The organism is Clostridium kluyveri (genome assembly GCF_001902295.1).
Taxonomy (GTDB): Bacteria; Bacillota; Clostridia; order Clostridiales; family Clostridiaceae; genus Clostridium_B; species Clostridium_B kluyveri_B.
Window position 1 is genome coordinate 1 of sequence record NZ_CP018335.1, and the last position, 22,872, is coordinate 22,872.

The window sequence follows — 22,872 nt, forward strand, 5'->3', positions numbered from 1 at the left end:
ATGAATGCCCATCCAAAAGAAATATGGGAACAATGCTTAAACATAATAAAAGGTGAGACTACTGAAGTAAGCTTTAATACGTGGATCAAAAGTATTACTCCTATATCTATTGAAAATGATACATTTATGTTAACTGTACCAAATGACCTTACCAAAGGTATACTAAGCAATAAATATACTGATTTAATAATTAGGGCGCTGCAGATGGTTACTTCACAAAAATACAATGTTAAATTTTTAATTTCATCTGAATTACCCGAAGAATTTTTAACTTTAGATACTATAAATGAACAAAATATAAAAGGTTCAATAATAGTAACAGATGAAATGTCAGCTATGTTAAACCCAAAATATACTTTCACCTCATTTGTCATAGGTAACAGTAACAGATTTGCCCATGCAGCATCTCTTGCTGTAGCAGAATCACCAGCAAAAGCATATAATCCTTTATTTATATATGGAGGTGTAGGTTTAGGTAAAACCCATCTAATGCACGCTATAGGACATCACATATTGCATAATAATACTAGCTGTAAAGTAGTATATGTTTCTTCTGAAAAATTCACTAATGAATTAATAAATTCTATAAAAGATGATAAAAATGTTGAATTTAGAAGCAAATATAGAAACATAGATGTTTTACTTATAGATGATATTCAATTTATAGCTGGTAAAGAAAGAACTCAGGAAGAATTTTTTCACACTTTCAATGCACTATATGAAGCTAACAAACAAATAATTCTATCAAGTGATAGACCCCCAAAGGAAATACCTACACTGGAAGACAGACTTAGATCTAGATTTGAATGGGGGCTTATAGCTGATATCCAACCCCCTGACTTTGAAACAAGAATGGCTATATTAAAAAAGAAAGCTGATGTTGAAAAATTAAATATTCCAAACGAGGTAATGGCATACATAGCAACAAAAATCAAATCAAATATACGGGAACTAGAGGGAGCTTTAATACGAATAGTTGCCTTTTCATCACTTACAAATAAAGAAATAAGTGTAGATTTGGCAATAGAAGCACTAAAAGATATAATATCAAGTGGACAGTCAAAACAAGTTACAATAGAATTAATACAAGATGTAGTATCTAACTATTATAATTTGAAAGTATCTGATTTTAAATCATCAAGGAGAACCAGAAATGTGGCTTTTCCAAGACAAATAGCTATGTATTTGTGTAGAAAACTTACAGATATGTCCCTACCTAAAATAGGAGAAGAATTCGGTGGAAGAGATCACACAACTGTAATACATGCTTATGAAAAGATATCCAATAATTTAAAAAAAGATGAAAGTCTTAAAAATGCTGTGAATGATCTAACTAAAAGATTAGATCAACAATAATTATTAACACACATTGTTGATAACTATGTTAATATTAAATAAAAAAGATATTACACTTATTATTTTTTTTTAATAATGTGGATAATGTGGATAATATAAATTTTATCCACTTACTTATCCACACTTATTTTTTATTCTTTTTTAAGTTATATCAACGTTTTTAAGACTTATCAACATATCCACAGCCCCTACTACTACTACTACTAGATATAATTATCTATCTATATAAATAATACTAACAAAAAAGGAGGTACTTAGATGAAATTCCTATGTACAAAAAACAAATTACAAGAATCCATATTTACGGTTCAAAAAGCAATAACTGGTAAATCCAGTATGCCCGTATTAAATGGCATACTTTTAGAAGCTCATAACGATACAATAAAACTAACGGGTTCTGATATAGACTTGAGTATAATAACAACCATACAAGCAGAAGTACAAGAAGAAGGATCCATAGTAATTGATTCTAGAATATTTGGAGATATCATACGAAAATTACCAAACGATAATATATATATATCCACAACTGAGAATAACTCTGTAGAAATATTATGCCAAAAATCAAAATTTAATATTATTCACATGAATGCAGAAGATTTTCCTGAAATACCTAACATAAACGAAAATATATTTTTTTCTATACCTCAAAATACATTAAAAAATATGATAAAAAGTACTATATTTGCTACAGCACAGGATGAGGCAAGACCTATACTTACAGGTATTTTATTTGAAATTAAAAATAAAAAATTAAATCTAGTAGCTTTAGATGGATATAGATTAGCTTTAAAATCTGAATTTTTAGATAATGAAAATGTAATAAATGCTGTTATTCCAGGAAAAACGTTAAATGAAGTTTCAAAGATTTTAGATGATGATAATGAAAGCGTAAATATAACTTTCACTCCCAATCACATATTATTTAATTTAATAAATACAAAAGTTATATCCAGACTGTTACAAGGAGAATTTATAAAATATAATTCTATAATTCCTGAAGAATATAGTCTTAGAGTAACAGCTAATAAAAGTGAATTGTTAGATTGTATTGAAAGAGCCTCATTAATGGCCAAGGACAGTAATACAAATTTAATAAAGCTAAAAATAGAACAGAATAATATGATTATAACTTCTAATTCTCAGATAGGAATGGTTAGGGAAGAGCTAAACATACTGTTAGAGGGAGATACACTTCAAATTGCATTTAATTCAAAATATTTGATAGATGTACTTAAGATAATGGAAGATGAGGAAATTGTGATGGAATTTTCAGGTAGTGTAAGCCCTTGTATTATAAAAAACAGCAAAAAAAATAATTGTATTTACTTAGTACTGCCAGTTAGGCTATTAAATAATTAAAAATAAATAAATTGGAGATAATGTAAAATGGATGAAATTAAAATTAATACAGATACAATAAAGCTGGATTCTTTTTTAAAATGGTGTGGAGCAGTTTCCCAAGGATCTGAAGCCAAGATATTTATAAAAGACGGTATGGTAAAAGTAAATGGAGAAATAGAAACAAGGAGGGGACGAAAGTTATTTAAAGGCTATATAGTTGAATTTGGAGTAAATACGTATAAAATTATATAATTTATTATATATAAACATTAAGAATTTATTATTAATTGTCAAATATACATTTGTGATATAATTATAAATAGGTGTTTTTGATGTATATAAAATATTTAAAACTAATCAATTTTAGAAATTACAAAGAGTTAGATATAGAGTTTGATAAAAATGTAAATATATTCGTAGGAGATAATGCACAGGGAAAGACAAATATATTGGAAAGTATGTATTACTGCAGTATAGGTAAATCACCCAGAACAAGCAAGGATAAAGAATTAATAAATTGGGACAATAAAGAGTCATACATAAAAGTCCACATATTAAAGAAATCATTTAACAAGAAAATAGAAATAAAAATATTTAAAGAAGGTAAAAAAGGAATAAATATAAACTCTATAAAAGTAAGTAAATTATCTGAGCTCATGGGAGTTCTTAATGTAGTTATGTTTTCACCGGAAGATTTAAAAATAATAAAGGAATCTCCTGTTTATAGAAGAAAATTTTTAGATATTGAACTTTGTAAATTCAGTAAAAAATATTATTATAGCTTAGTTCAATATAATAAAGTATTAACTGCGAGAAATATTATTCTTAAAAAGTGGAACAAAGGTAATTATATAGATATTCTTCAGGTATATGATAAACAATTAGCAAAGTATGGTGAAGTTATAATAAAACTTAGAAATGAGTATTTAAAAAAACTTAGTGAAAAAGGAAAAGTTATTCACAGTGACATAACTTCTGGAATTGAAAATATAGAATTTAGATATATAACATGTTTAACAAATTTTGATAATATAGAAGATAATCTATTTGAAATTTTGGAATTTAATAGAAAAAAAGATATATATAAAGGCATTACACTCTATGGACCCCATAGAGATGATTTTATTGTGAATATAAATGGAATTAATGTCAGAAATTTTGGTTCTCAGGGACAGCAAAGAACTTCAATATTAACTATGAAATTTGCTTCTCTTGAAATAATAAAAGAAATTATAGGAGAATATCCTGTATTGCTTTTAGACGATGTTTTATCCGAATTGGATAAAAATAGGCAAAAATATATATTAAGTTCTATAAAGGAAATACAAACATTTATAACTTGTACTGAAATTGGTGATATAAAAAAAAATATAATAGATGAAGCTCAATTATTTATTGTAAAAAAAGGAAAAGTTAGCAGAATTTAATTTTGAAAGGAGATTACTCATGTTTCTACACTTAGGCGAAAATATAGTTGTTCCAATAAAAGATGTAATTGGTATATTTAATGTTGAGACTTCAACATATAGCTCTGATACGACTCAATTTTTAAGGATGGCTGAAGAAGATGGATTTATACAAAAGATTACAAATGATAAACCTAAATCTTTTATTATTGCAGAAGTAAATAAAAAAAGTAAAATTTACTTGTCACCTATATCTTCATCCACATTGACTAAGAGATCGGAAATTCTATACTATGAACTTTAAGATAAGATAAGGAGGATAGGTATGCCACAAGAAAAAAAACAGACTTATGATGAAAATCAAATACAGATATTAGAAGGATTAGAGGCAGTTAGAAAAAGACCGGGTATGTATATTGGAAGTACCAGTTTAAGAGGACTTCATCACCTAGTATATGAAATAGTAGATAATAGCATTGATGAAGCATTAGCAGGATATTGCGATAAAATAGATGTGGTTATACATGAGGATAACTCTGTAACAGTCGCAGACAACGGTAGAGGAATGCCGGTTGGTATACACCATAAAATAAAGAAACCTACAGTAGAAGTAATAATGACAATATTACATGCAGGTGGAAAGTTCGGCGGTGGTGGCTATAAGGTTTCAGGTGGCCTTCATGGAGTTGGTGCATCTGTAGTAAATGCTTTATCTGAAATTTGTGAAGTTGAAGTAAAAAGAGAAAAACATATATGGAAACAGGTATTTAAGAGAGGTAAGGTAGCTACAGGATTAGAAATAATAGGGGATAGTGAAGAACATGGAACAAAAACATACTTCAAGCCAGATAAAGAAATATTTGATGAAGTAGATTTCGATTATGATATGCTTTCTCAAAGACTCAGAGAACTGGCATTTTTGAATAAAGGTATAGCCATAACCTTAAAAGATGAAAGAAGTGGTAAAGGAGAACTATTTCACTATGAAGGAGGAATAAAATCTTTTGTAACCTACCTTAATAGAAATAAACAAACAATTCACAAAGAGCCAATATATGTAGAAGGCATTAAAGGTGATTACTCTGTAGAAATTGCTTTTCAATACAATAATGGATATTCTGAAAATATTTTTTCTTTTGCAAATAATATAGATACAATAGAGGGGGGAACTCATCTAGCAGGGTTTAAATCCGCCTTAACAAGAGTTTTTAACGATTATGCAAAAAAATTTAACATATTGAAAGAAAATGATAAAAATTTATCAGGAGAGGATATAAGAGAAGGTATTACTGCAGTAATATCTATAAAACTTGTAGATCCTCAATTTGAAGGCCAAACTAAAACAAAACTTGGAAATAGTGAAGTTAGGGGTATAGTTGATAATATAATGGCAGAATCTTTAAGCGATTTTTTACAAGAGAATCCTCAAGCTGCAAAAATTATAATCGATAAATCACTGGTTGCGTCACGTGCAAGAGAGGCAGCGAGGAAAGCAAGAGAACTTACAAGACGTAAAACTGTACTTGAAAATACATCTCTTCCAGGAAAACTTGCAGATTGCTCATCTAAAGATCCATCTGAATGTGAAGTATATTTAGTTGAGGGAGATTCAGCAGGTGGATCAGCCAAACAGGGTAGGGATAGAAGATTTCAAGCTATACTTCCTCTGAGGGGTAAAATAATGAATGTAGAAAAGCAAAGACTTGATAAAATACTGGGATATGAAGAAATAAGAGCTATGATAACGGCATTTGGAGCAGGAATAGGAAAAGATTTTGATATTAGTAAGATAAGATACAATAAGATAATAATAATGACAGATGCGGATGTAGATGGTGCACATATAAGAACATTACTGCTCACCTTTTTTTATAGATATATGAGAGAACTTGTTGAAAAATGTCATGTTTATATAGCTCAACCACCTCTATACAAAGTAGCTAAAAATAAAAAAGACTATTATGCTTACTCAGATAAAGAATTGGAAATATTACTTAATGAAATAGGAGGAAAAAATAGTAATGTAAATATACAAAGATATAAAGGACTTGGAGAAATGGATTCTGAACAGCTATGGGATACTACTATGAATCCAGAAACAAGAACTTTAATACAAGTTAATGTGGAAGATACAATTGTTGCAGATGAAATTTTTACTATACTTATGGGTGACAAAGTAGAACCTCGTAAAGATTTTATAATAGAAAATGCAAAGAAAGTTGTTAACTTAGATATATAGTAAAGAGGTGTAATTGATGTTTGATGAAGGAAAAGTTTTACCGATAGACATAAGTCAAGAGATGAAAAAAAGTTATATAGATTATGCGATGAGTGTTATTGTCAGTCGTGCACTTCCAGATGTACGTGATGGGTTAAAACCAGTTCATAGAAGAATATTATATTCTATGTATGAACTGGGAATTACTCCTGAAAAAGGATATAGGAAATGTGCAAGAATTGTAGGAGATGTTTTAGGTAAATACCATCCACATGGAGATTCATCTGTTTATGATGCTCTTGTTAGAATGGCTCAGGACTTTTCTATTAGATATACTTTAGTTGATGGTCATGGAAATTTTGGCTCTGTAGATGGAGATAGCGCTGCAGCTATGAGATATACAGAAGCCAAAATGGATAAAATAACTGTTGAAATGTTAAGGGGAATAAATAAAAATACAGTAGACTTTATTCCAAATTTCGATGGTGAGGAAAAGGAACCAGTGGTTTTACCTTCAAGATTTCCAAATTTACTTGTAAATGGTTCTGCAGGAATAGCAGTAGGTATGGCTACCAATATACCACCACATAATCTTGTTGAAGTTATAAATGGGGTTATAATGATAATAGAGAATCCAGAAGTTACTATTTACGAACTTATGACATCTATAAAAGGACCTGATTTTCCAACAGCGGGAATAATAGTTGGTACATCTGGCATAAAAAGTGCTTATGAAACCGGAAGAGGAAAAATAATAGTAAGGGCTAAAACTGAAATTCAAGAAGAAAAAGGCAAAAATAGAATAGTAATAACTGAGATTCCATACCAGGTAAATAAATCTAAACTTATAGAAAATATGGCGGATTTAGTTAAAAATAAAAGAATAGATGGTATATCAGATATTAGAGATGAATCAGATAGAGATGGAATGAGAATTGTTGTAGAATTAAAAAGAGATGCCAATGCTAATATAACTTTAAATCAGTTGTATAAACATACAAGAATGCAGGATACTTTTGGAGTTATAATGCTAACACTTGTGGATAATGAGCCTAAAGTTTTAAATTTGAAACAGATGCTTGTACATTATTTGAAATTTCAAGAAGAGATTTTGACCAGAAGGACTAAATTTGAATTAGATAAAGCAGAAGCAAGAGCTCACATTCTCGAAGGGTTAAGAATAGCATTGGACTATATTGATGAGGTAATAAATCTAATAAGATCATCTAAAACTACAGAAATCGCACGAAATGGTTTAATAGATAAATTTAATCTTTCTGAAAAACAGGCACAGGCTATTTTGGATATGAGACTTCAAAGGCTTACAGGACTTGAAAGAGAAAAAATTGAAAATGAATATAATGAACTAATGGATATAATAAAACACCTTAAGGAAATATTAGAGAATAAATCAATTCTATTAAATATGATTAAGGATGAATTAATCGAAATAAGAGATAAATATGGTGATGAAAGAAGAACTGAAATACAAATAAGTAATGATGATATAAATATTGAGGATCTTATCGAAGAAGAAGAAGTGGTTATAACTTTAACTCATGCAGGATACATAAAAAGAATTTCTGCAGATACTTATTCTTCTCAGAGAAGAGGTGGAAAGGGAATACAAGCCATGACTACAAAAGAAGATGATTTTGTAGAGCATATATTTATTACTTCCACTCACAGTCATATTTTATTTTTTACCAATAAGGGGAAAGTATACAAATTAAAAGGTTATGAAATTCCTGATGCAGGTAGGACAGCTAAAGGTACTAATCTGGTTAATCTGTTGCCTTTGGATGGAGATGATCAAATTCAAGCAGTTATATCTTTTAAAGAGATTGATGATGATAATTATTTTATAATGGCTACTAAACAGGGATTAGTTAAAAAGACTGAAATAAATCAATATGCATCTATAAGGAAAAATGGGTTAAATGCTATAAATTTAAGAGATGGAGATGAACTTATAGGTGTTAAAATGACTACGGGTGATAGTGAAGTGTTAATTTTCACTAAAAATGGATACGCTATAAGATTTAGTGAAAAAGATGTAAGGCCCACTGGAAGAAATACGACAGGAGTTAAAGCTATAACCTTAAGAAAAAAAGATATTGCTGTTGCCATGGATATTGCAAGTAATGATGAAGATATTTTGGTAGTTAGTGAAAATGGATTCGGAAAAAGAACTCCAGTAACTGAATATACTATTCATAAAAGAGGCGGAAAAGGAATTATAACCTATAAATCTACGGAAAAAACAGGCTTAATAGTAGGTGCTAGAGTTGTAAAAGATGAGGATGAGATGATGCTCATAAATAGTAGTAATGTAGCTATAAGGCTTAATGTATCTGATATTTCTACTACTAGTAGAAATGCTATGGGAGTCACCCTCATGCGTACAGAAGAGGAACAAAGAGTTGTAGCTATAGCTAAAATAAATTGTACTGAATAATAGATTTAGTTATTAAGAATTGTTTTAAATAAAATCAAGGATGTCTTTTTCTGGATGAAGTTCCTAGATATTCTTGATTTTAGACATTTTACTGCAAAAATTGAAAAATAAAAAAATTATTTGTCTATATGTAAAAAAAATATTTTAAAATGTATTGACGACATTAAATTTAAATGATAGAATGTAAAAGTCGCAAGGGGTTGTAACAGTTTTACTTGCAAAGATTCACTACATTTAATAGTACTTAAATGGCGTTACAACATAATGTAAAAAATATTGATCCTTGAAAATTAAACAGAATAAGGAAGATAGGTAAACTTATTTATTAAGAATAAACCAGCAATTCTTTTGAGCTGCGAAAGCAGTAAAGAGAGTAATTTCGTAATGTAGTATATTCAAGCAGTATTCTGCTGAAAGAGATATACTAAAATTGCTAGTAGCGAGTACAGCGAGGAAAAGGCTGAATGAGGAGCGGAACTTACTTATGTAATTGAGCACCGGAATGAGGCATATGAGGTCGCTGGGCGAAGCTAATGGTAATTTTAAAGATGAGTCAAAAACTTTTAAATTAAGAGTTTGATCCTGGCTCAGGACGAACGCTGGCGGCGTGCCTAACACATGCAAGTCGAGCGAAGAAGTCCCTTCGGGGATGGATTAGCGGCGGACGGGTGAGTAACACGTGGGTAACCTGGCTCAAAGAGGGGGATAGCCTCCCGAAAGGGAGATTAATACCGCATAAAAGGTAAATATCGCATGGTAAATACCTTAAAGGAGAAATCCGCTTTGAGATGGGCCCGCGTCGCATTAGCTAGTTGGAGGGATAAAAGCCCCCCAAGGCGACGATGCGTAGCCGACCTGAGAGGGTGAACGGCCACATTGGAACTGAGATACGGTCCAGACTCCTACGGGAGGCAGCAGTGGGGAATATTGCACAATGGGGGAAACCCTGATGCAGCAACGCCGCGTGAGTGAAGAAGGTTTTCGGATCGTAAAGCTCTGTCATCCGGGACGATAATGACGGTACCGGAAGAGGAAGCCACGGCTAACTACGTGCCAGCAGCCGCGGTAATACGTAGGTGGCGAGCGTTGTCCGGAATTACTGGGCGTAAAGGGTGTGCAGGCGGATATTTAAGTGAGATGTGAAAGACCCGGGCTTAACCCGGGCAGTGCATTTCAAACTGGATATCTAGAGTGCAGGAGAGGAGAATGGAATTCCTAGTGTAGCGGTGAAATGCGTAGAGATTAGGAAGAACACCAGTGGCGAAGGCGATTCTCTGGACTGTAACTGACGCTGAGGCACGAAAGCGTGGGTAGCAAACAGGATTAGATACCCTGGTAGTCCACGCCGTAAACGATGAGTACTAGGTGTAGGGGGTATCGACCCCCCCTGTGCCGCAGTAAACACAATAAGTACTCCGCCTGGGAAGTACGATCGCAAGATTAAAACTCAAAGGAATTGACGGGGACCCGCACAAGCAGCGGAGCATGTGGTTTAATTCGAAGCAACGCGAAGAACCTTACCTGGACTTGACATCCCCTGAATAACTCGTAATGGAGGAAGCCCTTCGGGGCAGGGAGACAGGTGGTGCATGGTTGTCGTCAGCTCGTGTCGTGAGATGTTAGGTTAAGTCCTGCAACGAGCGCAACCCCTGTCGTTAGTTGCCATCACGTAAAGGTGGGCACCCTAACGAGACTGCCGCGGTTAACGTGGAGGAAGGTGGGGATGACGTCAAATCATCATGCCCCTTATGTCCAGGGCAACACACGTGCTACAATGGGCAGAACAGAGAGAAGCAATACCGCGAGGAGGAGCAAATCTCAAAAACTGCCCCCAGTTCGGATTGCAGGCTGAAACCCGCCTGCATGAAGTTGGAGTTGCTAGTAATCGCGAATCAGCATGTCGCGGTGAATACGTTCCCGGGTCTTGTACACACCGCCCGTCACACCATGAGAGCTGGCAACACCCGAAGTCCGTAGTCTAACCAAAAGGAGGACGCGGCCGAAGGTGGGGTTAGTGATTGGGGTGAAGTCGTAACAAGGTAGCCGTAGGAGAACCTGCGGCTGGATCACCTCCTTTCTAAGGAGTCGAAAGGCTGGGAAATAACCTGCCTTAAAAGCTGGAATTTGAGATAAATAAGTTACCCTTTATTCTGTTTAATTTTGAGGGATCATAGTAAGTTGGCAATGAAAGTTGACAACTAAAAGCTAGATTCCGCTTTCATTTTAGGGTGTAAGTTTTAGATAAGCACTGTAGGTTGAAAGAAATTGTCCTTTGAAAATTGCACAGTAAATAAAAGAAGTAAAGCTAAGGTTAGAAATAACCTTTGTAGTATTAAGTATAATTAAAGTTATGCTTATAGATAGGTTATAACAAACAGTTATAATAATTAACTAAGGATAAAAATTGATAATAACGAGTACAGCAAGGAAAAGGCCGAAGGAGGAGCAGAATTTACTTATGTAAATGAGCACCACAGTGAGGCATTTGACGCAGTTGTACAAAATTAGTAGCAATTTTTAAAAGAAAATTAGTGATAACGAGCAGAGCGAGGAAAGACTTGAGTGAGGAGCAGAGTTTACTTGTGTAAATGAGCACCGCAGGGAAAGGCTTGACGAAGCTGTGCGAAGTTAGCAGTAATTTTCGGTAACAAGGTCAAGCTACAAAGGGCGCATGGAGGATGCCTTGGCACCAGGAGCCGAAGAAGGACGTGATAAGCTGCGAAAAGCTCTGGGTAGGCGCAAATAGCCAGAGAACCAGAGATGTCCGAATGGGGAAACCCACCTATAAAACAATAGGTACTGCATGCTGAATATATAGGCATGGAGGGGAAAACCCGGGGAACTGAAACATCTAAGTACCCGGAGGAAGAGAAAGAAAAATCGATTTTCTAAGTAGCGGCGAGCGAAAGGGAAAGAGCCCAAACCGGAAACTTGTTTCCGGGGTAGAGGTCAGGTAATAAAAAATGTGGAAGCTTAATTGAATTCAACTGGAAAGTTGGGCCGCAGAAGGTAAAAGCCCTGTAAGTGAAAAGCAGAAACAAAAAAACCTGTACCGGAGTACCACGAGACACGAGAAACCTTGTGGGAAGCAGGGAGGACCACCTCCCAAGGCTAAATACTACCTGGTGACCGATAGAGGAGGAGTACCGTGAGGGAAAGGTGAAAAGAACCCCGGGAGGGGAGTGAAATAGAACCTGAAACCGTGTGTCCACAAACAGTCGAAGTACGTTAAAGTACGACGGCGTGCTTTTTGTAGAACGAGCCAGCGAGTTACGGTATGCAGCAAGGTTAAGTACTTAAGGTACGGAGCCGAAGGGAAACCGAGTCTGAAAAGGGCGGGGAGTTGTATGCCGTAGACCCGAAACCGGGTGACCTATCCATGGCCAGGTTGAAGCGGAAGTAAAATTTCGTGGAGGACCGAACCACGTTGGTGTTGAAAAACCATGGGATGAGCTGTGGATAGCGGAGAAATTCCAATCGAACTCGGAGATAGCTGGTTCTCCTCGAAATAGCTTTAGGGCTAGCGTCGGGAGTGAGTAATGGAGGTAGAGCACTGACTGGGGTAGGGGCTGACAACAGTTACCGAACCTTATCAAACTCCGAATGCCATATACTTGAATCCCGGCAGTCAGACTGCGAATGATAAGATCCGTAGTCAAAAGGGAAAAAGCCCAGACCAACAGCTAAGGTCCCGAAGTGTAAGTTAAGTGGAAAAGGATGTGTGATTTCGAAGACAACTAGGATGTTGGCTTAGAAGCAGCCATACATTTAAAGAGTGCGTAATAGCTCACTAGTCAAGAGGTCATGCGCCGAAGATGTCCGGGGCTAAAACTTACCACCGAAGCTATGGGCCTGAAAGGGCGGTAGAGGAGCATGCTGCACAGGCAGAAGCCATACCGGAAGGAATGGTGGACAGTGCAGGAGAGAGAATGCTGGCATAAGTAGCGAGAAATAAGTGAGAATCTTATTGGTCGAAAACCTAAGGTTTCCTGGGGAAGGTTCGTCCGCCCAGGGTAAGTCGGGACCTAAGCCGAGGCCGAAAGGCGTAGGCGATGGACAACCGGTTGAGATTCCGGTACCACATTTTTGCGAAAAAGAACAGAAGGGATGACGCAGAAGGATAGGATGTGCACACGAATGGATGTGTGTCCAAGGAGTGAGGGAGGACATAAAGGAAAAACCGTATGTCCGATAATCCTGGGCTTTGAAGGGGAGTCCGCAAGGACGAGTATCTGATTTCACACTGCCAAGAAAAGTCTCTATGGAGCAGGAGTGTGCCCGTACCGCAAACCGACACAGGTAGGTGAGGAGAGAATCCTAAGACCATCGGAAGAATTGTTGTTAAGGAACTCGGCAAATTGACTCCGTAACTTAGGGAAAAGGAGTGCCTCGAAAGAGGCCGCAGAGAAAAGGCCCAAGCAACTGTTTATCAAAAACACAGGTCTCTGCTAAAGCGAAAGCTGAAGTATAGGGGCTGACGCCTGCCCGGTGCTGGAAGGTTAAGGGGACTGCTTAGCGTAAGCGAAGGCAAGAACTTAAGCCCCAGTAAACGGCGGCCGTAACTATAACGGTCCTAAGGTAGCGAAATTCCTTGTCGGGTAAGTTCCGACCCGCACGAATGGCGTAATGATTTGGGCACTGTCTCAACAACAAATCCGGCGAAATTGAAGTGCAAGTGAAGATGCTTGCTACCCGCGATTGGACGGAAAGACCCCGTAGAGCTTTACTGCAGTTTATCACTGAATTTTGGTATTGCCTGTACAGGATAGGTGGGAGGCAGAGAAGGAAGTGCGCCAGCATTTCTGGAGTCAACGTTGGGATACCACCCTGGCAGTACTGGAATTCTAACCGGAGTGCATGAAACTGGACACGGGACAATGATAGGCGGGCAGTTTGACTGGGGCGGTCGCCTCCAAAAGAGTAACGGAGGCGTACAAAGGTTCCCTCAGAAGGGTTGGAAATTCTTCGGAGAGTGCAAAGGCAAAAGGGAGCTTGACTGCGACACACACAGGTGGAGCAGGGACGAAAGTCGGGCTTAGTGATCCGGTGGTACCTCGTGGGAGGGCCATCGCTCAACGGATAAAAGCTACCTCGGGGATAACAGGCTGATCTCCCCCAAGAGTTCACATCGACGGGGAGGTTTGGCACCTCGATGTCGGCTCGTCGCATCCTGGGGCTGGAGTAGGTCCCAAGGGTTGGGCTGTTCGCCCATTAAAGCGGCACGCGAGCTGGGTTCAGAACGTCGTGAGACAGTTCGGTCCCTATCCGTCGCGGGCGTAGGAAATTTGAGGGGAGCTGTCCCTAGTACGAGAGGACCGGGATGGACTGACCGCTGGTGAACCAGTTGTTCCGCCAGGAGCACAGCTGGGTAGCTAAGTCGGGAAGGGATAAACGCTGAAAGCATCTAAGTGTGAAGCCCACCCCAAGACAAGATTTCCCATGGCGAAAGCCAGTAAGACCCCTCCGAGAAGAGGAGGAGATAGGTCAGGGGTGTAAGCATGGCAACATGTTAAGCTGACTGATACTAATAGGTCGAGGGCTTGACCAAATAATATTTACTGTGCAATTTTCAGGGGATAAAGTCTTCTGAACAAGAGAATACAAATCTGGTGGCAATAACGTGGAGGCAACACCCCTTACCATTTCGAACAGGAAGGTTAAGTTCCACAGTGCCCATGGTACTGCAGGGGAGGCCCTGTGGGAGAGCAGGTCGCTGCCGGATAAAGAATAAGGATCTTTAGCTCAGTTGGTTAGAGCAACCGGCTCATAACCGGTTGGTCCGGGGTTCGAGTCCCTGAAGGTCCACCATATGGGGGTATAGCTCAGCTGGGAGAGCATCTGCCTTGCACGCAGAGGGTCAAGAGTTCGAATCTCTTTATCTCCACCAAGAAAAGAACTACATAGTAGATGTAGTTCTTTTCTTTATATCTTAATTTTTAATATATACTGTCTACTCTGCATTTGAAGGGAGATGAACACATATATTTTATAGAATAAAACAGTTTTATTGGGCTATTACGTCTAAGGTTAATGAAAATGATATTAAATTTGTAACAAATATTTTGAATGTAAAAGAATTAGAATTATTTAACAAATTATCTATACAAGAACAGAAACATTCTATAAAAGTGGCATATGATATAAAATTTTTTTGTAAAGAAAATAATGAAATTGATATGGATTTATTATTGAAAGCGGCACTTCTACATGACATAGGCAAGATATATAGAAAACTGAATTTGATAGATAAATCTATAATAGTATTATTGAATAGTATATCTAAAGGAAAAATAAAAAGTTTTTTTAAAAATGAAAAAATAAATGTATATTATAATCATGGTAGAATTGGAAGAGAATTATTGGAAAGAATAAAATGTGATAAAAAATTACTTTATTTAGTAGAGCATCATCATAATTTTGAAATATACAATAATCTGGAATTAAATACACTTAGATTTTATGATAAAAAAAATTAAATTATAGTAGATACACTTTGACCTTACTTGGGAATCGTTTGATATAATTAAATAAATTGTTCATATATGGAAAAGTATTTAAGTTTTTATTATATAATGTTAGAATATAAGTAAGATCATTATTTATATTTTGGAGTATAGTATTGGAGGTTATAATGAATTCTAAAGAAAGAAGAATATATATTAGAGAAATTTTAGAGAAAAGTGATATGCCTCAAAAAGGTCATATTTTATCCGAAAAGTTAGGTGTTACCAGACAGATAATAGTTAAAGATATAGCTATTCTAAGAGCAGAAGGCACAGATATAATAGCAACTCCAGAGGGATATTTAATTCCAAAATCCGAAAAAAATTTAGTAAAACAGGTAATAGCAGTTTCTCATAAAACCACTGAAATAGAGGATGAACTTAAAGCTATAGTTAAATTTGGCGGTAAAGTTCAAGATGTAATAGTGGAACATTCTATTTATGGAGAAATAAAAGCCATGCTTATGATAAAGACCTTATATGATATAGAAAATTTTATGAATAAGGTGAAAGAACATAGGGCAGAACCGCTGCTTATATTAACAGGAGGAGTTCATTTACATACTATAGTGGCAGAAAATTATGATATACTTGAAAATATAAAAGGTGAATTAAAAAATAAAAATTATATAATCTATGATTAAATTATATCGATTATATTTATAAAAAAGAGGTGATATTGTGAAGAGGAAAATGCTGTGGAGTAGTTTAATAGTAATTTTATTTGTATGTATTTTATTTTTGAATAAAATTGTAGATTTCATAATCAATGTAGAATGGTATAAAGAAGTGGGATATTTAACGGTTTATTTTACAAAGCTTATAGCCATATGTAAACTTATGATACCTTTATTTATAATAATTTATATAAGTATAGTACTTTATTGGAGAAGTTTAAGGTTAAGTATTATAAAGTATAGAAGGGCTTTTGAAGTAAATAATAATAAAGTTAAAAATGAAAAAAGGATATTTATTATTGTAAATTTTATTGTGTCATTTTTATTTTCCTATGCATTTGCAGCGACTTATTGGTATAGAATTTTACAATTTAATAATTCCGTTCCTTTTAATATTAAAGATCCAATTTTAAATTTAGATGTATCTTTTTATATATTTAAATTGCCACTTATACAATCCTTACATAGTATGATTTTAAGTCTAATAATTTTTTTAGGATTGATAACTCTAGTTACCTATTTTATATTAAGTGTCAAAGATAAGGTAATATGGAGAAATTTTAAAAAGGATTCCGGTAAAATAGATATTTTAAATAGTGGGATAACCAGGTTCGCTGGGAAACAGTTAGCAGTTTTAGCTGCACTTGTAATGATTTGTGTATCCATAGGATATATTTTAAAATGTATTGGACTTGTATATAGCCAAAAAGGTGTAACTTTTGGTGCAGGCTATACAGATGCTCATGTAAGTTTATTATTATATAAGATAATAGCAGCAGCATCAATTATTTCAGCTGTAATTATATTTATAAGTATACTTGTAAGTAAAGTTAAACCTATAATAGTATCCATAACTGTAATAGTAGCCTTAATTTTAATTAAAAGTTTGTCTTATACTGTAGTTCAAAATTTTATTGTAAAATCTAATCAAAAAACATTAGAGCAACCTTATATAAAATATAATATTGATTATACTCGTAAAGCATTTAATATTGAAAATATTGATGCTAATCCTTTTCAAGTTAAAGATAATTTAACTTCACAGGATATAGATAACAATATGGATACAATAAATAATATAAGGATAAATTCTTTTGAGCCTACTTTAGAATTTTACAATCAGGTTCAAATAATAAGATATTATTATAAATTTAATAATATTGACGTGGATAGATATAATATAAATGGAAAATTCAATCAGATATTTATAGGTACTAGAGAAATAAATACTAAAGCTATAGATCCTAATACCTGGCAAAATAGACATCTTATATATACCCATGGTTATGGCATAGTAATGAATAAAGTTAATTCTGTAACTTCAGAAGGACAACCTAATTTTGTTATAAAAGATATGCCTCCTCAAAACTCTACAGATATAAAGCTTGATAATGCAAGAATATATTTTGGTGAAAAAACTGATGATTATGCTATAGTTGATACCAAGTTAAAGGAGTTTGATTATCCAAAAGGCAGTGAAAATGCAACTAATAATTATGATGGTAGTGCAGGAATAAAATTAGGATTTATTAATAGAATATTGTTTGCAATAAATCAAAAAGATATAAACTTTCTTTTATCTCGTGACATATTAAAAGAAAGTAAAATATTAATAAATAGAAGTATAAAGGATAGAGTAAGTAAAATCGCACCATTTTTAAATTATGATTCGGATCCTTATATAGTTATGAGTGGCGGTAAACTTTATTGGATATTAGATGGATATACTGTTTCAGATAGGTATCCTTTCGCACAACCACAAAATAATTTAAATTATATAAGAAATTCTGTGAAAGTTACTGTAGATGCTGAAAATGGAAATGTTAATTTCTATATAATGGATAAGAGTGATCCTATAGTACAGAGCTATGCCAAGATATTTCCAGATTTATTTAAAGATATGAATAAATTATCACCGGATATAGTTCAACATTTTAAATATCCAAAAGATTTATTTAATATTCAATGCAGTGTACTTGGGAAGTATCATGTAACAGATCCTGGGGTATTTTATAGTGGTGAAGATCTATGGGAAGTAGCTAAAAATCAAAAGCAAGTCAGTGGGGAAAAATATTCAATGGATTCTTCATATATGGTTATGAAACTTCCAAATGAGCAGAAAGAGGAAATGATATTATTACAGTATTTTAACATGAGAGATAAAGATAATATGGTAGCATTGTTTGGCGTTAGAATGGATGGGGAAAATTACGGGAAGATGGTTCTCTATAAATTTCCTGCAGAAAAAACTGTATATAGTCCTTATTTATTTAAGCAAAAGCTAAATCAAGATACTACAATATCTAGTCAGTTATCTCTTTGGAATAAAGATGGTTCTGAAGTTCAATTTGGTGACACCATAATAGTTCCTATTAATCAATCTCTTGTTTATGTGGAGCCTATGTATTTAAGAGCTAGTGGAAAAGAAGGCATACCAGAGATGAAAAGAGTTATAGTATCTTATAGTGATAAAATGGTATTAGCTGAAAGTATAGATGATGCACTGCAGCAGATATTCAGTTATAAACAAGATTACAATCAGGAAAATTCCAGTGAATCTCAAATAGAAACGCCTTCTTATGATATTAATGCAGAAAAGTTAAAAGAGGCGAAAAGTTTGTATGAGCAGGCATTGGAAGCTCAGAAAAATGGGGATTGGTCAAAGTATGGAGAAAATATTAAAAAACTTGGTGATATAATAGATTCGTTACAAAAATAAAAGATGTAAAATTAAATAATCTTGTTTTTGTTGAAGGGAAGATTTAATATGGATTATGATGTACTTATATTAGGCGGTGGAATAGTAGGATGTGCGGTTTCATATGAACTTTCGAAATATAACTTAAATATAGCATTGATTGAGAAAGATTATGATATAGCAGATGACGTAGCTTTAATAGATTCTTCTATAGTTTACGATGGACTAGAATGTGAGGATACTCTATTATCAAAATTAGAACTCATGGGGAATAAAATTATGCCTGAACTTGCCTCCAAGTTTAATATATTCTTTAAAAAAAAGGGATATTTATTATTAGCAGACAGCAGAAAAAGTGAAGAAAAATTAGTTAAGATGTATGATACAGCGTTAAATAGGGGTATAGAAAATATATATTTACTCAATAATTCTAAAGATATATATAATTTAGAACCAAGTTTAAATAGAAATATAAGAAAGGCTATTTATTCTAAAAATACAGCAGTTATTTCACCATATGACTTAGCAATTTCATATGGTGAGATTGCTTTTGATAATGGTGTGAATTTTAAATTAGGAGAAGAAGTCTTAGATATAAAAAATATATCTAAGGGATTTAGAGTAATAACTAATAAGAATAAATTTACTTGTAATATGGTTGTAAATACTACTCCAAGAGAAAGTTATAGCATAGATAAGGAAAATAAATTTAATAAAAAAAAGAAGTATTTAAAATATTTTCTTTTGGAAGAAAACTCATCTAAAGCATATAAAAATATCATATCTGTTATTGGAGAAAATGATGAAAAAATATACACTATTCCTACTAAAGAAAATGGGATATTAATAGTTTTAAAGAACAATAGAAAAATAAGTAATGAAGAGGGATTAAGGAAAATTAAATATTTTATAAAAAATGTATCAGAGAAGAATATAATACCATTTTATGAATCTACATTTTATGATGATTTTTTAATTATAGATGATAGTCTAATTGATAAAGGCTATATTAGGATATTTGGAAAACATTATGGTCAAGTTACCATGACTCCGGCGATTACAAATATAGTATGTGAAACTATAGTTAGTAATTTGAACTGTGTTTTAAAAAAAGATTTTATAGATAAAAGAAGAGAAGTCTATAAATTTAGGGATCTCTTAAATATAGACAGACAAAATATAATAAATTTGGATAAAAAGTATGGGAAAATAATATGTTATTGCAAGAAAATTACAGAAGGTGAAATTATAGATTCCATAAGGAGACCTCTTGGAGCACGTACTATAGAGGGAATAAGGCGAAGGACAAATGCTACTTTTGGAAATTGTAAAGGATCTCAATGCCTTTGTAAAGTTGCATCAATTTTGGCCAGAGAGATAAACAAAGATATGACAGATATACTTAAGGATTCTAAAGATTCTAATATCATATTGGGTAGAATAAAAGAATTTGACGAGATGTGATCAGGAGGAATTATAAATTGGTTAAAGAAGTAATTTGTAGTGAGTGCAATGAAAAGTTTGATATAAATGATGATTTAAAAATCAATAATCATTTATATAGTGAAAAGGACAATCTCACCAAATTAAATATTTATAGTGAATGTGGCATATTTACCACTATTGTTAGAATAAAGGGTTCAAATTATAATGTAGTACCAGTAAAGAGTTCCAGACCTTTAAATAAGAATTTATGGGTAGAATGTTCAAAGGTTTTAAGTAGGATACATGTTGGAGCACCTATAAAAATGGGAGATATAATTTGTAAGAATATATTAAATACTGGAGTTGATATAATCTGCACTAAAAGTATTGATAAAAGAAAGTAATAAATTTTTAGTTTTTACTTTATTATTTTCTACATGTTGGTTATAATAAATGATGGATATGTAGTTATATATCAATATTAGACTAATTTTGTGTAATCTAAAAATAAAATTAACTGATAAATAGATTATTAGCTTTATATAATTATTTAGGGGAGTCAGTGTTTTGGTGTAAGTTGATATAATGATATTGTTAATTTGTCTTTGAAATATTAATAAATCATATTATATCGTCATAATCTTTGAGAATAATCATTAAGTGGTTATTGGGTAATTGGAGTGTCAACACGGAGTCTTTGGTCCTTGAGAGGTATAAGGCTCCATTTGTTTTGAATAGAAAAATAGAAATTATGCATAAACTAAGGAGGATTAACTATGTTAGATTTAAAAAGGATAAGAAATAATCCAGAAGAAATAAAAAAACAACTTTTAAATAGGGGAGAAGATTTTGAACTGTCAATTATTGATGAAGTAGTATCTTTAGATGAAAAAAGAAGAAAAATTTTAGTTGAAGTAGAAGCTTTAAAAAATAAAAGAAATCAAGATTCTGGAGAAATAGCTAAAATAAAAAGATCTGGTGGAAATGCAGATACTTTAGTTGTAGAAATGAAACAAGTTTCAGATAATATAAAACAATACGATATTCAGCTATCAGAAATAAATGATAAAATAGAGTACATAATGCTTAGAATACCTAATATTCCAAATCCAGCAGTTCCAGAAGGAAAGCTAGATGAAGATAATGTAGAAATTAGACGATGGATGGAACCTACTAAATTTAAATTTCAACCTAAAGCTCACTGGGATATAGGTACGAATCTTAATATACTTGACTTTGAAAGAGGAGGAAAAGTAGCAGGCTCTAGGTTTACTTTTTATAGGGGGTTAGGAGCAAGACTTGAAAGAGCTATTGTATCTTATTATTTGGATTTTCATACTGAAAAACACGGATATGAAGAGATATTGCCACCTTATATGGTAAATAGAACCAGCATGATTGGTACAGGACAACTTCCAAAGTTTGAAGAAGATGCTTTTAGGGTAGCAAATAATGATTTTTTCTTAATTCCAACTGCAGAAGTGCCAGTAACTAATTTTTATAGAAATGAGGTATTAAAAGGAGAAGATCTTCCAATAAAACATGTTGCATATAGTGCATGTTTTAGAGCTGAAGCAGGTTCAGCAGGAAGAGATACTAGAGGAATTATAAGACAGCATCAATTCAACAAGGTTGAACTTGTTAAATTTGCAAAGCCTGAACAATCTTATGATGAACTTGAGAAATTAACTAATGATGCGGAAGATGTACTTAAAGGATTAAAAATTCCCTATAGAGTAGTTAAGATATGTAAGGGGGATCTTGGATTTACAGCTGCCCTTAAGTATGATATAGAAGTTTGGATGCCAAGTTACAATAGATATGTAGAAATATCAAGCTGTAGTAATTTTGAAGATTTTCAAGCAAGACGAGTTAATATTAAATACAAGGAAACTCCAAAAGACAAACCCAAATATATTCATACATTAAATGGTTCTGGAGTAGCTATAGGGAGAACTGTAGCAGCTGTTTTAGAGAATTATCAACAGGATGATGGAAGTGTATTGATTCCTGAAGTATTAAAACCATATATGGGTGGAAGAGAAGTAATAAAATAGTTTTCATAAAAATTGAATTTACCTAAGGGGTAGTTAGTTCACACACTAACTTCATCAAAATGGAGATAAGAAGTGTTACATACTAAGGTCCAGATGGAAAAGGCATTTGTTGTGAATAAATTTCATCTGGACCTGAAAATGAAAATAGTTTGAGGGTATAAAACTTTTCCTCATTTTTAATGGAAAGTCTATTGACAGCTAAAAAACTTCATGTTATAGTATTTAAGGTGAACGAAAGAATATCATGCAGCATTAATCAATAGAGGTTATTATAACTTAAAGATAACTGTGGAAAGATGGTCGAGTTGGTTTAAGGCACCGGTCTTGAAAACCGGCGTACGGGTGACCGTACCAAGGGTTCGAATCCCTTTCTTTCCGCCACTAATATATTTAAATGGTAGGACATGGAGAAATACTCAAGTGGCCGAAGAGGCGCCCCTGCTAAGGGCGTAGGTCGGGTGACCGGCGCGAGGGTTCAAATCCCTCTTTCTCCGCCATGATATTTATTAAGATGTGTTAAGCTTCAAGAATAGCTTAAAATCAAGGATTTAGGAAATTTGAGTTTCAATAAGAGTTATTAAAATGCAATATAATTGTAGCAAAATAGAAGCAATCAATCTAAGAAGTTATCCAGTAAGTTGGCAACTTCTTTTTTCTTTGTCTCAGATACATGTACATAAGTTTTTCTTGTGATGTTTATGTCTATATGACCTAATAAAGCCTGTATCAC

The 22,872-nt window shown here is 33.5% G+C and carries 14 protein-coding genes, 4 tRNA genes and 3 rRNA genes; 20 read left to right on the top strand and 1 reads right to left on the bottom strand.

Annotated elements, in window-relative coordinates:
• The 20 genes from dnaA (at nucleotide 1) to BS101_RS00100 (ending at nucleotide 22,639) form a co-directional block, all read left to right on the top strand.
• Nucleotides 1-1,356 carry a chromosomal replication initiator protein DnaA gene (gene dnaA / locus BS101_RS00005; RefSeq protein WP_073536985.1) on the top strand — a complete coding sequence of 452 codons (1,356 nt, stop codon included), beginning with the start codon at nucleotides 1-3 and terminating at the stop codon, nucleotides 1,354-1,356.
• Between the two features lie 258 nt (nucleotides 1,357-1,614).
• Entirely contained in the window at nucleotides 1,615-2,718 is a 1,104-nt protein-coding gene (gene dnaN, locus BS101_RS00010; RefSeq protein ID WP_073536986.1) for a DNA polymerase III subunit beta, read from the top strand.
• A gap of 27 nt (nucleotides 2,719-2,745) precedes the next feature.
• Complete coding sequence (yaaA, locus tag BS101_RS00015) at nucleotides 2,746-2,952, top strand: S4 domain-containing protein YaaA (protein WP_011988616.1); 207 nt, start codon at nucleotides 2,746-2,748, stop codon at nucleotides 2,950-2,952.
• Nucleotides 2,953-3,032: 80 nt separating this feature from the next.
• Nucleotides 3,033-4,127, top strand: coding sequence for a DNA replication/repair protein RecF (gene recF / locus BS101_RS00020; RefSeq protein WP_073536987.1), 1,095 nt, complete (start codon nucleotides 3,033-3,035; stop codon nucleotides 4,125-4,127).
• Nucleotides 4,128-4,146: 19 nt separating this feature from the next.
• Nucleotides 4,147-4,410, top strand: a complete 264-nt coding sequence (remB, locus tag BS101_RS00025; RefSeq protein ID WP_011988618.1) for an extracellular matrix regulator RemB — start codon at nucleotides 4,147-4,149, stop codon at nucleotides 4,408-4,410.
• A gap of 21 nt (nucleotides 4,411-4,431) precedes the next feature.
• Entirely contained in the window at nucleotides 4,432-6,345 is a 1,914-nt protein-coding gene (gene gyrB / locus BS101_RS00030) for a DNA topoisomerase (ATP-hydrolyzing) subunit B (protein ID WP_073536988.1), read from the top strand.
• A gap of 16 nt (nucleotides 6,346-6,361) precedes the next feature.
• Nucleotides 6,362-8,782, top strand: a complete 2,421-nt coding sequence (gene gyrA, locus BS101_RS00035; RefSeq protein ID WP_073536989.1) for a DNA gyrase subunit A — start codon at nucleotides 6,362-6,364, stop codon at nucleotides 8,780-8,782.
• A gap of 564 nt (nucleotides 8,783-9,346) precedes the next feature.
• A 16S ribosomal RNA gene (locus BS101_RS00040) occupies nucleotides 9,347-10,859 on the top strand.
• A gap of 574 nt (nucleotides 10,860-11,433) precedes the next feature.
• Nucleotides 11,434-14,330 (top strand): 23S ribosomal RNA (locus tag BS101_RS00045).
• Between the two features lie 57 nt (nucleotides 14,331-14,387).
• Nucleotides 14,388-14,504 (top strand): 5S ribosomal RNA (rrf, locus tag BS101_RS00050).
• Together the 16S, 23S and 5S rRNA genes with 2 tRNA genes alongside form the textbook arrangement of a ribosomal RNA operon.
• 9 nt (nucleotides 14,505-14,513) lie before the next feature.
• Nucleotides 14,514-14,590 (top strand) — tRNA-Ile (locus BS101_RS00055).
• 3 nt (nucleotides 14,591-14,593) lie between these two features.
• A tRNA-Ala gene (locus BS101_RS00060) sits at nucleotides 14,594-14,669 on the top strand.
• 175 nt (nucleotides 14,670-14,844) lie between these two features.
• Nucleotides 14,845-15,258 (top strand): HD domain-containing protein, encoded by a 414-nt coding sequence (locus BS101_RS00065; protein WP_083585609.1) that lies wholly within the window; start codon nucleotides 14,845-14,847, stop codon nucleotides 15,256-15,258.
• Between the two features lie 155 nt (nucleotides 15,259-15,413).
• On the top strand, nucleotides 15,414-15,929 hold the full coding sequence (locus BS101_RS00070; protein ID WP_073536991.1) for a transcription repressor NadR: 516 nt from the start codon (nucleotides 15,414-15,416) through the stop codon (nucleotides 15,927-15,929).
• 37 nt (nucleotides 15,930-15,966) lie between these two features.
• The gene (locus tag BS101_RS00075) at nucleotides 15,967-18,681 is read left to right on the top strand and encodes a UPF0182 family protein (RefSeq protein ID WP_073536992.1); all 2,715 of its coding nucleotides are present in this window, start codon (nucleotides 15,967-15,969) and stop codon (nucleotides 18,679-18,681) included.
• A 48-nt stretch (nucleotides 18,682-18,729) separates the two neighbouring features.
• Complete coding sequence (locus tag BS101_RS00080) at nucleotides 18,730-20,124, top strand: NAD(P)/FAD-dependent oxidoreductase (protein ID WP_073536993.1); 1,395 nt, start codon at nucleotides 18,730-18,732, stop codon at nucleotides 20,122-20,124.
• 17 nt (nucleotides 20,125-20,141) lie between these two features.
• Complete coding sequence (locus tag BS101_RS00085; RefSeq protein WP_073536994.1) at nucleotides 20,142-20,489, top strand: DUF1667 domain-containing protein; 348 nt, start codon at nucleotides 20,142-20,144, stop codon at nucleotides 20,487-20,489.
• A gap of 372 nt (nucleotides 20,490-20,861) precedes the next feature.
• Nucleotides 20,862-22,142 carry a serine--tRNA ligase gene (gene serS / locus BS101_RS00090; RefSeq protein ID WP_073536995.1) on the top strand — a complete coding sequence of 427 codons (1,281 nt, stop codon included), beginning with the start codon at nucleotides 20,862-20,864 and terminating at the stop codon, nucleotides 22,140-22,142.
• Between the two features lie 290 nt (nucleotides 22,143-22,432).
• Nucleotides 22,433-22,523 (top strand) — tRNA-Ser (locus tag BS101_RS00095).
• Between the two features lie 25 nt (nucleotides 22,524-22,548).
• Nucleotides 22,549-22,639, top strand: a tRNA-Ser gene (locus BS101_RS00100).
• Between the two features lie 116 nt (nucleotides 22,640-22,755).
• Here the strand turns inward: BS101_RS00100 and BS101_RS24485 are convergent.
• Nucleotides 22,756-22,872: an integrase gene (locus BS101_RS24485; protein ID WP_431732547.1), complete on the bottom strand. Its 117-nt coding sequence runs from the start codon at nucleotides 22,870-22,872 to the stop codon at nucleotides 22,756-22,758.

Coding starts and splice junctions, on each gene's coding strand:
- dnaA (WP_073536985.1), top strand. CDS start 1: ATGAATGCCCATCCAAAAGAAATATGGGAACAATGCTTAAACATAATA.
- dnaN (WP_073536986.1), top strand. CDS start 1,615: ATGAAATTCCTATGTACAAAAAACAAATTACAAGAATCCATATTTACG.
- yaaA (WP_011988616.1), top strand. CDS start 2,746: ATGGATGAAATTAAAATTAATACAGATACAATAAAGCTGGATTCTTTT.
- recF (WP_073536987.1), top strand. CDS start 3,033: ATGTATATAAAATATTTAAAACTAATCAATTTTAGAAATTACAAAGAG.
- remB (WP_011988618.1), top strand. CDS start 4,147: ATGTTTCTACACTTAGGCGAAAATATAGTTGTTCCAATAAAAGATGTA.
- gyrB (WP_073536988.1), top strand. CDS start 4,432: ATGCCACAAGAAAAAAAACAGACTTATGATGAAAATCAAATACAGATA.
- gyrA (WP_073536989.1), top strand. CDS start 6,362: ATGTTTGATGAAGGAAAAGTTTTACCGATAGACATAAGTCAAGAGATG.
- BS101_RS00070 (WP_073536991.1), top strand. CDS start 15,414: ATGAATTCTAAAGAAAGAAGAATATATATTAGAGAAATTTTAGAGAAA.
- BS101_RS00080 (WP_073536993.1), top strand. CDS start 18,730: ATGGATTATGATGTACTTATATTAGGCGGTGGAATAGTAGGATGTGCG.
- serS (WP_073536995.1), top strand. CDS start 20,862: ATGTTAGATTTAAAAAGGATAAGAAATAATCCAGAAGAAATAAAAAAA.